At 37.4% G+C, this 15,901-nt stretch carries 14 protein-coding genes and 1 riboswitch; of the genes, 11 read left to right on the forward strand and 3 right to left on the reverse strand.

The window, feature by feature from the left end; genetic code table 11:
• Positions 1-5 precede the first annotated feature (5 nt).
• On the forward strand, positions 6-1,802 hold the full coding sequence (locus tag AC4GZ8_RS16370; RefSeq protein WP_491082960.1) for a sensor histidine kinase: 1,797 nt from the start codon (positions 6-8) through the stop codon (positions 1,800-1,802).
• A 430-nt stretch (positions 1,803-2,232) separates the two neighbouring features.
• Here AC4GZ8_RS16370 and AC4GZ8_RS16375 read toward each other — a convergent pair whose 3' ends face one another.
• Positions 2,233-3,912: a glutamine--tRNA ligase/YqeY domain fusion protein gene (locus tag AC4GZ8_RS16375; RefSeq protein WP_491082961.1), complete on the reverse strand. Its 1,680-nt coding sequence runs from the start codon at positions 3,910-3,912 to the stop codon at positions 2,233-2,235.
• A 599-nt stretch (positions 3,913-4,511) separates the two neighbouring features.
• Here AC4GZ8_RS16375 and AC4GZ8_RS16380 point away from each other — a divergent pair.
• From AC4GZ8_RS16380 to AC4GZ8_RS16425, 10 genes are all read left to right on the forward strand, one after another.
• Positions 4,512-4,637, forward strand: a complete 126-nt coding sequence (locus AC4GZ8_RS16380; protein WP_491082962.1) for a hypothetical protein — start codon at positions 4,512-4,514, stop codon at positions 4,635-4,637.
• 163 nt (positions 4,638-4,800) lie between these two features.
• A riboswitch (SAM riboswitch) is annotated at positions 4,801-4,912 on the forward strand.
• Positions 4,913-5,046: 134 nt separating this feature from the next.
• On the forward strand, positions 5,047-6,174 hold the full coding sequence (locus AC4GZ8_RS16385; protein WP_491082963.1) for a sugar ABC transporter substrate-binding protein: 1,128 nt from the start codon (positions 5,047-5,049) through the stop codon (positions 6,172-6,174).
• A gap of 137 nt (positions 6,175-6,311) precedes the next feature.
• Positions 6,312-7,817 (forward strand): sugar ABC transporter ATP-binding protein, encoded by a 1,506-nt coding sequence (locus tag AC4GZ8_RS16390; RefSeq protein ID WP_491082964.1) that lies wholly within the window; start codon positions 6,312-6,314, stop codon positions 7,815-7,817.
• A 1-nt stretch (position 7,818) separates the two neighbouring features.
• Complete coding sequence (locus AC4GZ8_RS16395) at positions 7,819-8,817, forward strand: ABC transporter permease (protein WP_491082965.1); 999 nt, start codon at positions 7,819-7,821, stop codon at positions 8,815-8,817.
• Positions 8,818-8,988: 171 nt separating this feature from the next.
• The gene (locus AC4GZ8_RS16400; protein WP_491082966.1) at positions 8,989-10,014 is read left to right on the forward strand and encodes a LytTR family transcriptional regulator DNA-binding domain-containing protein; all 1,026 of its coding nucleotides are present in this window, start codon (positions 8,989-8,991) and stop codon (positions 10,012-10,014) included.
• A gap of 129 nt (positions 10,015-10,143) precedes the next feature.
• Positions 10,144-10,992, forward strand: coding sequence for an ABC transporter ATP-binding protein (locus tag AC4GZ8_RS16405; RefSeq protein ID WP_491082967.1), 849 nt, complete (start codon positions 10,144-10,146; stop codon positions 10,990-10,992).
• Positions 10,989-11,696, forward strand: a complete 708-nt coding sequence (locus tag AC4GZ8_RS16410) for an ABC transporter permease (protein ID WP_491082968.1) — start codon at positions 10,989-10,991, stop codon at positions 11,694-11,696. The genes AC4GZ8_RS16405 and AC4GZ8_RS16410 overlap by 4 nt, the downstream gene beginning before the upstream one ends.
• Before the next feature lie 61 nt (positions 11,697-11,757).
• Positions 11,758-12,312 carry a thioredoxin family protein gene (locus AC4GZ8_RS16415; protein ID WP_491082969.1) on the forward strand — a complete coding sequence of 185 codons (555 nt, stop codon included), beginning with the start codon at positions 11,758-11,760 and terminating at the stop codon, positions 12,310-12,312.
• A 355-nt stretch (positions 12,313-12,667) separates the two neighbouring features.
• On the forward strand, positions 12,668-14,029 hold the full coding sequence (locus AC4GZ8_RS16420) for an aspartate kinase (protein ID WP_491082970.1): 1,362 nt from the start codon (positions 12,668-12,670) through the stop codon (positions 14,027-14,029).
• Positions 14,030-14,205: 176 nt separating this feature from the next.
• Complete coding sequence (locus AC4GZ8_RS16425) at positions 14,206-15,180, forward strand: carbohydrate kinase family protein (RefSeq protein ID WP_491082971.1); 975 nt, start codon at positions 14,206-14,208, stop codon at positions 15,178-15,180.
• A gap of 44 nt (positions 15,181-15,224) precedes the next feature.
• On the opposite strand, the gene AC4GZ8_RS16430 is transcribed toward AC4GZ8_RS16425, so the two are convergent.
• Both AC4GZ8_RS16430 and AC4GZ8_RS16435 read right to left on the reverse strand, forming a co-directional pair.
• A complete protein-coding gene (locus tag AC4GZ8_RS16430; protein WP_491082972.1) occupies positions 15,225-15,362 on the reverse strand; it encodes a hypothetical protein in 138 nt (45 codons plus the stop codon).
• A gap of 14 nt (positions 15,363-15,376) precedes the next feature.
• Positions 15,377-15,601, reverse strand: a complete 225-nt coding sequence (locus AC4GZ8_RS16435; protein WP_491082973.1) for a hypothetical protein — start codon at positions 15,599-15,601, stop codon at positions 15,377-15,379.
• Positions 15,602-15,901: the final 300 nt, after the last annotated feature.

Below are 15,901 nucleotides of genomic sequence, written 5' to 3' on the forward strand. Positions count from 1 at the left end.
TTACTGTGAGAAAACTACTGAAAGATATGTCATTTCGTACAAAAATTCTCTCAATCCTTCTTATCTTAACCTTTCTATTAAGTGGTTTTTCATATATTCTGGTACAATCTATTGAAGCTGTTACAGATGTGAGTAATAAAATAGAGCAGAAGAACATCCCTGAGATCTATTGGCTTACACAATGGGATAAAGAGCTGGCTATTAAAGAGCATCTTGTAAAAGAGTACATGGAGAAAGACTTATGCTGTGATTTCGTTGAAGCCTATCAATCTTATAACCTGGAAGAACAAAACGAAACTGCTGAAGGTCCTATAGCAGTACCTTCCTCGCTGGTTAGTCTAAAAAAAAGAATAGAATTGCTTGATTTTATGGTCTTGAACAATATTCAAGGATTATTAACATTTGAGGAATATGATGATGCACGTACGTATGTAAAGTCAGTGTACCTGCCTAAACTTGAAGATTTAAGGGAAGGTATACAGGAAGAAAAGGATCAAGCGTTTACGAATATTAATACTCATTCAAACGAGTTTTCTAGTATTATTACTAATTCACTTTGGTTATTAATTTTTATCACAATAGGGGCAATTTGTTTATCTATCTTGGCGGCGTATCGAATTAGTGCGAATTTGACGAAGCCTATAGAAACAATAGTTGATAAAGTTGACCGAATTGCGAATGGCCAGTACGGGCTAACGCTAGGATCTGTAAAACAAGTTGAATTTGAAGAATTGGCTAACTCCATTAATCAAATGTCCAAAAGCTTGAAGGAGTCTTTTACAACAATATTAAATGATAAAATGTATCGTGAACAAATTGTAAATTCATTACCTATTGGCATTATTATAATGAATGATGATTTGTCTGATCTTAAAATTAACCGGGTGGCTAAAGACATTTTGCAATATAATGAGGACCAAATAAACAAGCTTGTCACTGAACAGAGTGATGCTGATAATGAACATTTCTGGAGTATCCTTACCGTTCATTCAAACTTTAAACATAGGAAAATAACGTATAAAACAAGTAAAGGAAACAAGGTGCTATTAGTTTCACAAACTGAAATGCACAATCATCAGTGTCAGGTTATTGGGAGAATCCTTAATTTTATTGATATTACAGAGACAGAAGAGTTAGAGAAAAGAATACATCAATCTGAGAAGTTAGCCATTGTTGGTGAAATGGCTGCGGGTGCTGCACATGAAATTCGTAATCCTTTAGCTGTTGTTCAAGGCTTCTTATCATTGATGAATCAATCATTAGATGATAACGAGAAAAGCCAATATCATTTGCCGCTGCTGTTGAAAGAACTTGAACGAATCAACAGTATTATTGAAGAAATGTTGCTTTTATCAAAACCTGGGACACCTATAAAAAAAGATACATGTCTCCAAGACGTTTTAGAAGAGATTTTACCATTAATTAGTGACTCTTCTGATCATGTTAACATCAACATTAATATGGATCGTACGCCGATTTCAATTGACCAAAAACAAATCAAGCAAGTATTTCACAATCTTATTCGTAACAGTATTGAAGCAGTGGGTTGTAAGGGTGAAATACATATTTACTCACAAATAAAGAATGGATATTTTCAGATTTATATAAATGACAATGGTCCTGGGATTCCAGTAAATATACGGGAAAAGATCTTTGAGCCATTCACGAGTTCAAAGGAAGATGGAACAGGATTAGGATTAATGATTGTAAAAAGAATTGTTGAGAACCATAATGGGAGTATTAGGATCCATGAGACGTCTGGAGAAGGGACAACCTTTGTCATAGAGCTGCCATTATCATAAAAAAGATGACCTTGTGGTCATCTTTTTTTATACGTTAAGAAAATATAACGTTTCACAGAGTGTTGGTGTCTAGCTCCGAAGCACATGACGTGCAAGTGCAGTCATGGAGATTGACGACGTGTATTTTTGCTGCCAGCGCCCAGCAACTAGTGAACTTCACACTCCTCCTTACGATAAGTCAACATCGACGCTTGTGCTTACTGCTTAGGAGTTTATAAAAATCTTGTACTATGGATAAGTGCTCGGCATCCAGCTCCAACGCCTAGCCCCGAAGCACAAGGACGTGCGAGTGCAGTTGTTGCGGCAGGACGTCGCGATTCTAAACTGCCTCGAGGTCATAAGCCAATTTGAATTGAAGGCAAAGAACGCCTTCTATTCTAAATCGTCTTATGCTTGTCGGGTCTGATCAAGGCGCTTCCGCTTTTGTACTTTATTTTAACTTAAATGAACTTTTGAGCGATACAATTCGATTAAAAACGGCTTTTTCCTCTGTTGTATGCTTTGGATCAACATTAAAGTAACCGTGGCGGAAAAATTGGAATTTATCCTGTGGTTTAATATCTTTCATGTTCGGCTCTATAAACCCTTGTAAAATTTCAAGTGAGTTTTCGTTTACATAATCTAGGAATGTTTTTTCTTCAGAAGATTCTTCTTCATCCCCAGCTTCTTCATGCTCTTGTTTATCAAGAATGAGTGGCTCGTATAAGCGAAATTCTGCTGGAAGTGCATGTTTTGCATCAACCCAGTGGATGGTCCCTTTTACTTTACGGCCTGTAAAGCCTGTTCCACTTTTTGTTTCAGGGTCGTAGGTACAATGAATCTCAATGATATTGCCATTTTCATCTTTAATCACGTCTTCACATTTAATGAAATAAGCATGCTTTAAACGCACTTCATTTCCAGGGAACAGACGGAAGTATTTCTTAGGTGGATTTTCCATGAAGTCCTCTTGTTCAATATAAATTTCACGTGAGAATGGAATTTGACGTGTCCCCATTTCAGGAACTTCAGGGTTAATCTCTGCATCAAGCATTTCAACTTGATCTTCCGGATAGTTGGTAATGACCACTTTTAAAGGCTTCAAGATTCCCATTGTTCGAGGAGCTTGAAGTTTTAAATCTTCACGTACAAAATGTTCAAGCATCGCTTCATCAACAGTAGCAAAGCCTTTTGAAACACCTGTCTCCTTTACAAACTCACGAATCGCTTTTGGAGTATATCCTTTTCGACGTAGCCCGGAAATCGTAGGCATACGAGGGTCATCCCAGCCATCGACATAGTTTTCTTCAACCAGCTGTTTTAATTTACGCTTACTCATCACCGTGTTTGTGATACCTAAGCGCCCAAATTCAATTTGTTGTGGTTTATGTTCCATTTCACATTCTTCAATGACCCAGTTGTATAATGGACGTTGGTCTTCGAACTCTGTTGTACATAAAGAATGTGTAATTCCTTCGATGGCATCCTCTAATGGATGAGCAAAAGCATACATTGGGTAGATACACCATTTATCTCCGGTATTATGATGAGATGTATGTGAAACTCGGTAGATGACAGGGTCACGTAAATTAATGTTTGGTGATGACATATCAATTTTTGCACGAAGAACTTTTTCACCATTACCGAATTCACCATTGCGCATGCGCTCAAATAGGTCCAGGTTTTCCTCGATAGATCGATTACGGTATGGACTTTCCTTACCAGGCTCAGTCAAGGTACCGCGATATTCTCTCATTTCGTCTGCTGTTAAATCATCCACATAAGCCTTTCCCTTTTTAATAAGGAGAACAGCACGATTGTACATTTCTTCAAAATAATCGGAAGCAAAGAATAATCCGTCCCATTCGTAGCCAAGCCAAGCTACATCTTCTTTAATGGATTCAACGAACTCTGTATCTTCTTTTAATGGATTTGTATCATCAAATCGTAAATTTGTTTTTCCATTAAATTCATCTGCTAGACCAAAGTTAATCACAATGGATTTTGCATGACCAATATGGAGGTACCCATTTGGTTCCGGCGGGAATCGAGTGTACACGTAGTCTCGTTTTCCTGTCTCAAGATCCTCTTTAATAATGCTTTTAATAAAGTTTGAGGAATTGTGTTCCAAATCAGATCAAACCTTTCTTTTGTATGTAAGAATTAACTCTATCTTTCATTATACCAATAGATGATAAAAAGGTTAATTTACTTGGGCTATTTATTTGTAATAGTATATATATTTGCATCATGAAGCAATCTGTATACAAGAATTCTTAATAATTGGCTAGTTGTCACAGACTTTGTTGTTATGTAATAAGTATAGAGGTGGTTGATTCGCGCTACAGGATGCTCGCTTTCCGCGGGGCTGGTGGTGATTCTCCTCGACGCTTAGCGCCTGTGGGGTCTCACCTGTCCCTACTCCCTTGTCTTGCTCCGAAGCACAGGATCTTGCCAGCGCCTAACCCTCTAGTGTCTAGCCAATTTAGAATTGAAGGCAAAGAACGCCTTCTATTCTAAATCATCTTATGCTTGTCGGGGCTGATCAAGGCGCTTCCGCATTTCTAACAGAAGTCTCGCACCTTCCGCTCAAATCAACAAGTAGTTTTTTGTTTTTGAAATAGCTCCTAAACAACAGTATTTAGGAAAGGGGCCAATTAAAATGTAAAAGTTAGTGTATATCACTTTTAGTATAGTACAAAATAACACAGTCTGGCGGGAGGTGAGAGTATGCCAAATAGAAACGATAATAAATTCAGAAAAATTGAATCTGAAAGTCAGAAACAAGGTAAATCTCAAGAAGAATATGCAGCTGAGTTAGAGAACAACAAAATGAAAGCACAAAAGAGAAAATAATGATTAATAGGCAGGCATAGCTGCTTGCCTACATAAGCTTTAAGTGATTTTTTCTAAATATACAATCAATTAAGATAGTATAAATATTCAAAAAATAGTTGACATTCATTCTATACCAGATTAAAGTATATGTATTGTTATTTTACTTAATCGCATAAAACATCTCTTATCAAGAGTGGCAGAGGGACTGGCCCGATGATGCCCGGCAACCGTTCTATTTTCTAATAGAATTGGTGCTAATTCCTGCAAAGCTGTATGGCTTTGAAAGATAAGAGAGGAGACTCCTATTATTGTGGTGAAACCTCTCTGTCTTAAGAGAGGTTTTTTTGTTGTCCAGGCCCCAAAAAACAGAGAAATAGGGTGCTGGCATAAGTAAATCGCATTAAAAAAAGAGGGGAGCAATGAAACGATGAAAAAGAAACTTTTTAACACATTCTTTATTTTGACATTGATATTAACGGTGTTTATCTCAGGATGTTCGTCAAATAATAGTGGAACGAATGAATCTACGAAAGCAAAAGGAAATCCTGAAGTATCACTAGATAATGTACCAGAAAGATTTAAAGATGGTGAAGGTGCAAAAATTAAAGTGATCCGCAAAATTGGTGGAGATGATCATACAGCTCAATTTTTAGCAGGAGCGAAGGAAGAAGGGGAAGCTTTAGGTTTCCAAGTTGATGTGTTCACTGCTAATGGTGACACAGCGAAATTCCATGATGCTATCGCACAAGGACTTGAAGAGGATTATGATGGATTTATTATTTCTCATGGAGATGACGAAGCAACAATTAATGCGGTTCAAAAATTAGTTGATGCAGGGAAAAGTGTTGTAACGTTTGATTCAATTGATGGGTTATCACAAATCAATGGTGTAACACTAACATCTCAAGATGATGAAGCACTTGCAACATTAGCATTAGATCAATTAGTAAAGGATACAAATGGTGAAGCGAATATCGTATACCTTTGGGTTGACGGATTCCCGCCAATGGTAAGAAGAAATGCTGTTTATCAAGATGTTCTAGCAAAAAATCCGAAAATTAAAGAGGTAGAGCGCTTTGGAATTGCATCTGCAGATACATCTGTTCAAACTCAAAACGCTGTCGCTTCTATGCTTAACAAGCATCCAAAAGGTGAGATAGATGCTATTTTTGCAACATGGGATGCCTTTGCAATTGGTGCTGCACGTGCGATCAAAGAAGCTGGAAGAGATGAAATTAAAATTTACGGTATCGATGTTTCAAATGCAGATCTTCAAGAAATGCAAAATGAAGCGAGCTCATGGAAATACACAGCTGCTGTTGATCCGAAGCTGATCGGGGCAGTTGATTTGAGAATTCTAGCGAAAAAGCTTGCAGGTGAAAAAACACCTGATAGTTATAATCTTAAAGCTTCACTTATTTCACAAGACGCCTTACTTCAATCAAATGAGCCAATTAATATGGTGAATTTAGCTGAAACTGTGGAAGGTTGGGGTCAGTCAGATGCATTTGAAGAAGAATGGATGAAAACATTAAAAGAATATTATAAGAAGTAATATCCTTAGGTGGAGAGAATGGATGATGTAAGGGTTAAACCTTTAAAGTCCACCTCTCTCCTTTTTCCTCTATTAAACCTCCAATTTTATAATCCCAATAAAACGAAATATACGATCTATAGGAAGGAGGCATAACAATGAGCAAGTCAGTACTAAAAATGACAGACATTTCAATTGAATTTCCTGGTGTCAAAGCACTGGATTCTGTTAACTTTACGATGAAAAGCGGAACAACTCATGCACTAATCGGAGCAAATGGTGCGGGGAAATCAACCCTAATGAAGGTTTTATCAGGCGCTTACGATCATTACACAGGACAAATCTCGATAGATGAGAAAGAACTGTCTATCAAAAACCCTAAGGATGCACAAGCATATGGTATCCAAATTGTTCATCAGGAAGTGGATACAGCTCTTATCCCTTATCTAACAGTAGGGGAAAATATTATGCTTACCAAAACTGTAAGTGAAATGGGCAAGAGGCAATTGATTCGCTGGAAGCAAATACACCAACAAGCAACTGAGATTTTAACTAGCTTGAATATAAAGGTTTCATCTAAAAAACTAGTAAGTGAACTAACACTTGCCGAAAAGCAAATGGTGTTGATTGCTAGGACTGTTTCATCTAAATGTAAATTCCTTATCTTGGATGAACCAACAGCACCACTAAGTCATACTGAAACAAATGAGTTATTTAGAATTGTTCGGGAACTGAAGGAGAAAAATGTAGGGATTATCTTTATTTCTCACCGCCTTCCAGAAATTTTTGAGATTTGTGATGAGATTACGATTATGAGAAACGGACAAATTATTACACATGAGCTTATTCGTGAAACAACTCCTAATAAGGTAATAGAATCCATGCTTGGCAGAGAGTTAGAGGAGCAGTTTCCTGAAAAAGCATTTCATATTGGCGAATCGATTCTAGAGGTCAACAATCTTTGTGATGATGGAAAGCTAAAAGATGTTTCCTTACAAGTACAAACAGGTGAGATCATCGGAATCGCAGGTTTAGTAGGTGCAGGTAAAACAGAATTATGTAAAACCCTGTTTGGTGAAAAGAAGCTAAAATCAGGTGAAATAAAGCTGCATGGCAAACAATTAAAAATAACAAGTCCCTATCAAGCAGTTAAGCACGGGATTGCCTTAGTTCCTGAGGAAAGACGAAAAGAAGGAATCCTTGTAGAGGAGTCTGTTGTAACGAATTTAACGGCTGCAAATTTAGGAGCTTTCACAAGTCCGCTTAGCTTTGTTAAACGAAAGGCAGAAAAGAAACAAGCGGTTGAACTGATTAAAAGTCTAGGAATAAAAACACCATCTGAACAAACAAATGTAAAAAATTTATCAGGTGGAAATCAACAAAAAATAGCAATAGGAAAATGGCTTATTACAGACGCAGATGTTTATATTTTTGACGAACCTACAAAAGGCGTAGATGTAGGTGCAAAAAAGGACATTTTTGAACTTATTAGTGAGTTGGCTAGAAGAGGAAAGGCGATTATTTATGCTTCTTCAGAATTAGCAGAAATAATCGGAATTACGAATCGTTTATATGTTCTATACGACGGAAAGGTCGTAAAAGAAGTAAATACAGCTGGAACGAACGAAGAAGATCTATTATTTTACTCAACAGGAGGCAACTAAGATGGCAGAAATAAATCCTGTACAAACAAAAGAAGTGAAAAGATCATTTGATCTATTTCAGTTTTTATATAAATATGGAACAATCCTGACAATCTTTATTCTTGTCATTGTGTTTGCAACATCGAATCCATCTTTTATACAAGGCAATAATATCATCAATATTTTACGTTCAATATCAATTGTTACAATTATTGCCATTGGGATTACCATCTCCCTATCTGTCAATGGATTCGATCTATCTGTAGGGTCTGTTGCTTCACTGTCAAATGCAATTGTGATTTCAATGTTTGTATGGTTTTCACAAAACACACTTATTGCTATTTTTGCAGCAATTATTGCTTCTTTATTAGTCGGGGTATTGAATTCATTTATAATTGTTAAATTAAAAGTTCCTGATATGTTAATAACCTTAGCGACAATGTTTATTGTTCAAGGGATTGCCTTAACATATACCAAGGGTGCAACGGTATCACAAAATATGGTAATGCCTGATGGATCGTTTGCAACTGGAATCATTAGTCCTATTTTTGAAAAAATTGGACAAGTACCTTGGATTATTGTCATTATGGTGATTGTCGTCATTGCTGTTCACATCTTTTTAACGTATACAAAGCATGGCCGTTATATGTACGTGATCGGTGGGAATATAGAAGCAGCAAGATTATCAGGGATTCCTGTTAATAAATATAAAGTAGCTGCTTATCTCTTATCAGCTCTTTTTGCATCAATCGGAGGGATTGTTTTAGCATCAAGAGTCATGACAGCGGAAATCAACGCAGGAGCACCTTACCTGATGGATTCTGTTGCTGCTGCATTTATTGGATTTTCCGTGCTTGGTGCAGGAAAGCCAAATGCTTTTGGTACATTTGTAGGAGCTGTTTTAATCGGTATCCTCCAAAATGGACTTGTTATGATGTCAGTGCCATATTACGCAATGGATATTGTGAAAGGGACAGTTTTAGCATTTGCCCTTGCTCTAACTTACTACAAACAAAAATAAATCGAAAAGGCTGCTGAGTTGATCAGCAGCCTTTTTTTCTATAAAGGGAGAATATGACAAACTTCATCGACAAATTATTGGAGTATTTCCCAGGAAAGGAATTTTTCAATCAATTTTAGACAAGCATTTGCGTTATAATTGGAAATAATTGAAATAGTAAGGATGGAAGTTATGAATATATTATCTATTAGTCATTTAGAAAAACACGAAGGTAATGCTGTTGTGTTTCCGCCCTTCAGTTTGACAGTTGGTGCGGGAAATGCTGTTGCCATTCATACGAATATGAGTGTGCAGAAAATATTAATGGGGATGCTGTTGGGAGAACTTCCTATTTTGACAGGAGAAATAAGAGTGAATGATATAAGTATTTCTGCTCCAAAAAAGAAGTACTTACAACATATCGGATTATTATCTTTAAATGATGGCTTATATGAAAGACTGACAGTAAAGGAATATCTGGCATTCTATCAAAAACTGTATGATTCTAAGACAGCGCTAGAACAAATTTTGAATGCTGTTCAGCTGGAAGAAAAAAAGAATACGAGGATCGGCAAGCTTACTTTTTCGGAGAAACGAAGAGTGCATTTTGGGAATATGCTGCTCAATACGGCATCTTTGTATGTATTTGAAGAACCTGACCAAAATACTGATCTGGAAACAAAAAGAGTTCTTATCCGCATCATCCAGCAGCTGCTCAGTAAAGATAAAGCAGTTGTGGTTTTGACCGGAAATTTAGAAAGCGCATTGGCAGTAACCGACATTGTATACCGTTTAGATGATTCCGGACTTTATAAGCTTGATGTAACTGCAGAAGAATCTGAGCAGGATGCTGAGGGTGAGGCAGTTATTCAGCCTGTGAGATTTGAAAAAATTCCGACAAAGGTGAATGAAAAAATTGTCTTATTTGATCCTCCTGAAATTGATTTTATTGAGAGCAGTGATGGTCAATCAAAGCTTTATATCAAAGGGGAAATCTATCAAAGTATGTTCACGCTAAACGAACTGGAGGAGCGTCTGCAGCCATTCGGCTTTTTCCGCTGTCACCGCTCCTATATTGTTAATTTGCAAAAGGTGAGAGAAGTAGTTACATGGACGAGAAACAGCTTTACACTCGTTTTGAATGATACAAGCAAATCCTCTGTTCCGCTTTCTAAAGCAAAGATGGCGGAATTAAAAGGAATGCTTGGATTAAAATAGTACTCCATTCATGGTGTATATGCGCCTCCTGCATATTATTTTGCTCCTTCTGCTGACATTTTACTGCACCATAGCTACTTATTCTGTAAGATGATCTCAAATCACAAAATGCAATGCAGGAGGATGGCAATGGAAAAGATAATCGAAGTGAAATCATTGGCAAAACTGTTCGGTAATCAGCGGGCACTAGAGGATGTTTCGTTTGAAGTGAGTAAAGGTGAGGTGTTTGGTTTTCTCGGTCCAAGCGGATCAGGAAAGACAACGACAATAAAAATTTTAACCGCACAGCTGACACAAACAGATGGAGATGCGCTGGTGTTTGGGCATCCTGCAGCACAATTAAAGCATCCAATGAACCGGAAAAAAATCGGAATTTTAACTGATAATAGCGGATTGTATGAACGCTTATCAATCTTTGATAATTTAAAGCTATATTGCGGGCTTTATGATGTGAGTCTATCTAGAATAGAAGAAGTGTTGGAAATGGTCAATTTAAAGGCGGAAAGTAAAAAGATTGTGTCAAAGCTTTCAAAAGGAATGCTGCAGCGTGTGACGCTTGCGCGAGCCTTTCTTCATAAACCAGAGCTGCTGTTTTTAGATGAGCCTACTTCATCTCTCGACCCCGTCAATTCCCGGCATATATATCGTGGCTTGCAGGAGTTAAAGGATAATGGCACTACAATCTTTCTAACAACTCATGACATGAATGAGGCAGAACTTTTATGTGATCGAGTCGCATTTCTCCATAATGGGACCATTCAGCTGATTGGTCCGCCGAAAGAACTGCGCAAGCGCTATGCTGATAATACACTGACTGTCGAATTAACGGACGGCACAACAGAGGTCATTGCTAAAGGAGAAGCCGGTGCGGAAAAATTATATCGCTTTATGTCGGAAAATAAAGTAGTTTCAGTCAATACAAACGAACCAACCTTAGGTGACATTTTTGTTGAGATTACAGGGAGGAAATTATCATGACATTTTCATTAAAAAGGGCTCTAGCAATTTTCCACAAGGACTATAAAGATCTTTCAAAAAATATGTATGTTTCCTTTACTGCTGTTATCCCGTTATTTATGGCGCTGCTTTACGGATCGCAGGGGGAGTTAACGATTGAGATGCAATATATCGTCATAAATATGACATTGTCCCTTGTTGCTGCGTTTATCCAATGCTCGCTTATTGCTGAGGAGAAGGAAAAGAATACATTGCGCGGCTTAATGCTTTCACCGGCAAGTACAGTAGAAATCTTGGCCGGGAAAGGTATGCTGACGTTCTTAACAACTATTTTCATTATTGTAATTTCCTGTTTTTTAATTGATTACAAGCCGGAGAGTCTCGCAGTCATCGCAGTGGCCATTGCATTGTCTACAGTGTTTTACATTGGTTTAGGAACCTTTCTTGGTCTTATTACAAGATCAGTCATGGAAGCATCGGTTGTGATTATGCCTTTTTTCTTTCTGTTTACTTTCGGGTCATATGGCGCAATGCTTGCTGAAAGGTTTCCTATATTTAAAGCTGCAGAATATATGCCAAACACGCAGCTTGTTGAATTGGCTGGTGCTGTACAATTAGGTGCTGGCTTTGCAGATATATGGAGCCATCTATTTGTCATTATCATTTGGATTGCAGCGGTTTTTGTTCTTGCTTATCGTATATTTAAGAAACGAATGATGGACTAAGTTTGAAAAAAGCATGACAGCCCTCTAAAATGAAAGGTATAAAAAGGGGGGTATCTATCCAATGAATTTACTTGATTGGTATAAAAATGGTTTGACAAAAGAAGTTTATATAAATGAAATGAAAGTCAACAAATCGGCGATGCTGGGGATTTATGATAAATTTTCATTAAATGAAAAGCATAGAAGCCGTTTAGCATCATTTAAAAACACGGGGTTAAAAGCCATCGTACTTACTGAAGACTGGTGTGGCGATGCAATGCTGAATAATCCGATTCTGCTGAGAATTGCCGAAGAAATTAGCATGGAAGTCCGATTTGTCCTTCGTGATTCGAATTTAGAGCTAATGGATCAATACTTAACAAACGGTACATCTCGCGCGATTCCAATCTTTATTTTCCTAAATAGTGAGGGTGAGGAAATCGCAGTATGGGGTCCTCGCGCACCTAAAATGCAGGAACTTGTGATGGAGGAGAGAAGCAAATTGCCATCTCAGGAAGATCCGTCATTCTCTGAAAAACAAGCTGCGATGTACAAAAAATTAACTACTTCATATCAGGAAACCCCTACTTATTGGGATACGGTTGCGGAAAGCATCATCGAAAAATTAAATGCATAAAGATAAAAAGCTGGCGAAATTATTTCTGCCAGCTTTTTACGTGATTGACTATGTATGACCAGGAAATGATAAAAACATCTTACTGAATTAACGCACGCCCCACGGAAAGCGAGTATCCTGTAGCGGAAATCAACCACTTCAATACTTTTTATAAAGCAACAAAAATGACGAAAACAGCCTGTGGAAAGCTGTATGAAATAAACTGGTCTTTCATTAATATTTCACTTCCACATTTGTCTCCTTTAAAAAGACAAATGTTCTTCTGTAAAAGAAAACTCTTGATTATTTAAAGAAAACAGGGGATAATAGTGATTAAAAATTTGACTGAAAATTTTAAATAGTAGGAGATGTAGAAATGAAAGTCGTAAAGTTCGGTGGTTCTTCTTTAGCATCAGGTGAGCAACTAAAAAAAGTTTTGAATATTGTCGTGTCAGATCCGGCTAGAAAGGTCGTTGTTGTATCTGCTCCAGGAAAACGATATTCAGACGATATAAAGGTAACAGACCTTCTTATTGAGTGTGCGGAGAAACATTTAGCAAATGAGCAAGCAGATCAAGTCTTTGATTCTATCATGGAAAGGTATGCTAGTATTGTAAAGGAATTAGCAATCCCATTTGATATTATTGATACGATTTCAAATGATTTAAAGGCGTTATTAGCTGGAGATAAGAGTAAGCCTGAAAGCTATCTTGATGCAGTGAAAGCAAGTGGTGAGGATAATAATGCAAAGCTGATTGCCGCTTATTTCCGACATAGCGGTTTAAATGCTGAATATGTAAATCCCAAAGATGCTGGTTTACTTGTGTCAGATGAGCCGGGAAATGCTCAAGTGTTACCTGAATCATATGAGAATTTATATAAGCTGCGTGACAGGGAAGGAATTGTTGTGTTCCCAGGATTTTTTGGTTACAACAAAAAAGGTGAGGTATTAACATTTTCAAGAAGCGGGTCAGATATTACTGGGTCGATTTTAGCTAATGGTATTAAGGCGGACCTGTATGAGAACTTTACAGATGTTGATGCGGTTTATTCTGTAAATCCGACAATTGTTCAAAACCCTAAGGAAATTAGCGAGTTAACGTATCGTGAAATGCGTGAGCTTTCATATGCAGGCTTTTCTGTATTCCATGACGAGGCATTAATTCCTGCATTTAGAGCAGGTATACCTGTAAATGTAAAAAATACAAATAATCCTTCAGCACCAGGAACAAGGATTGTGAATGAAAGATCAAATTCAAATGGACCTGTCATTGGAATTTCAAGTGATAAAGGCTTCTGTAGTATTTACGTAAGCAAATATTTGATGAACCGTGAGATTGGATTTGGTCGCAGACTATTACAAATACTAGAGGATTATGGTTTAACATATGAGCATGTTCCATCAGGAATTGATGATGTAACAGTGATCCTGCGGCAAGATCAAATGGATGAAACACTAGAAGCCAAAATAACAGATCGCATTATGACCGAGCTTCATGCAGATGAAGTGATTATCGAACATAATCTTGTGTTAGTTATGGTCGTTGGTGAAGGTATGCGTCACAATGTTGGAACAACAGCCCGTGCAGCAAAAGCTCTTGCAGATGCCGGAGTAAACATTGAAATGATCAATCAAGGATCCTCAGAGGTTAGCATGATGTTTGGTGTAAAAGAGCCTCAGGAAAAGAGAGCCGTTCAAGCGTTATATAATGAATTTTTTGTTGCTGTACCAGTTTAAAAAATAATTGGAAAGGGACAGTCATTATCACACGTCTTAAAAAATCGTGGTGGCAGGCTGTCCCTGTTTCAATAGAAAAATAAACAATTTCCATCTAGATTAGTTATTATTTAAAACAAAAGATTGTGTATACTTACAATAGCAGTTTTTATACATAAATATGAGGTGAAAGACAAATGGCAAGATTATTTTCAATTGGTGAGGTATTAATTGATTTTATACCCGCGCAAAAGGGAGTTGCACTAAAAGATGTTGTTTCATTTGAACGTGCTCCTGGTGGTGCCCCGGCTAATGTTGCAGCAGCTGTTGCAAAAGCAGGTGGTCATTCATCAATGATTACGAAGCTTGGCGAGGACGCCTTTGGTGATTTTCTAATTGAAACATTAGACAGTGTTGGAGTCAACACTGAGCATATTGCTAGAACGAAAAAAGCTAATACAGCACTTGCTTTTGTTTCACTCAAAGAAGATGGAGAGAGGGATTTCTCATTTTATCGTAACCCTTCTGCAGATCTTTTACTTTCTGATGATGAGATTGATGAAGGCTGGTTTCAAGATGGTGATATTCTTCACTTTTGCTCTGTTGATTTAGTCGAAAGTCCAATGAAGAAGGCTCATTCTAAGGCTATTAGAGTGGCAAAAGAAAAAGGAGCGATCATCAGCTTTGACCCGAATGTACGTTTACCATTATGGGAAGATGCAGAAGAATGCCGTACAACAATTAGAGACTTTCTGCCACATGCACATTTAGTCAAAATTTCTGACGAGGAATTAGAATTTATCACTGGGATTAGTGATGAGAAAGAGGCTATTCGTTCTTTATTTACCGGTGATGTAAAAGCGGTTATCTATACAAAAGGAGCAGAAGGGGCTGTCCTGTATATAAATGGAGAAAGCTTTTCATCAACAGGTTATAAGGTTTCTGTTCAAGATACGACAGGTGCTGGTGATGCCTTTATTGGCGGGTTTCTATATAAAGTATTAGAGAAAAATGCCACCATCTCTAATTTGGATACTATTTTGAGAAATGAACACGATGATATCTTATCCTATGCAAATGCAAGCGGTGCACTTACGACTACTGGTAAAGGGGCAATTTCTGCTTTACCAACAAAACAAGAAATTTATGATTTTATAGAAAAGCAAAAGTAATGAAAAGCAAGGCAGTCCAAGGTGAAAGAGGACTGCCCTGCTTATTATTCACTAGCAATGTTGTTACTTCTGGTAGATCTCCCTCTAAATTTGTTTTGCTTGTTTAATTTTAATTTCTGAGATCGTAACCGGTTTGCCGGTAAATTATTATTTGGTGCAGCTTGTTCATTCCAATCACCCATGTGAATACCTTCCTTTATTCTTCAATTTTCTTACCTCTCATTAACTTTTCAAATTCGGCCATGTCTGGATCTGGCTTAATCTCATGATCGAAAGGGTTCTTTTCTTGGGAAAATTCAGGATCAGCATCTAGTTTGATTCCGATCTGTGAGCCTGTAGTGCTTAAAGTATCGTTAATAATCGATTCTTTCTCACCATCAGGGTGTGGGGTTACTTCAGAATGCAGATTACGACGATCCACCTCTAATTCCTCCTAACAGCAATAATTCATTCTACTGTTAAGATGACTAAATAAAGGAAAAACTATTCAAAAATAGTGAATGGAAAAAAACAAAAGGATAGATAATCCAGAATTTTCCTGGTTTATCTATCCTTTTGTACTATAAGAATTTATAAGTTTTGTACTTAGTTTTAGTGTCTAACTCCGAAGCACAGGACGTGCAAGTGCAGTCATGGAGATTGACGTCGCGTATTTTGACTGCCAGCGCCCAGCGAGACTTCCCTCACTCTCCGTACGATAAGTCAACATCGACTCACTTCA

The organism is Metabacillus sp. RB-C-LZQ-3-1, from assembly GCF_058315175.1.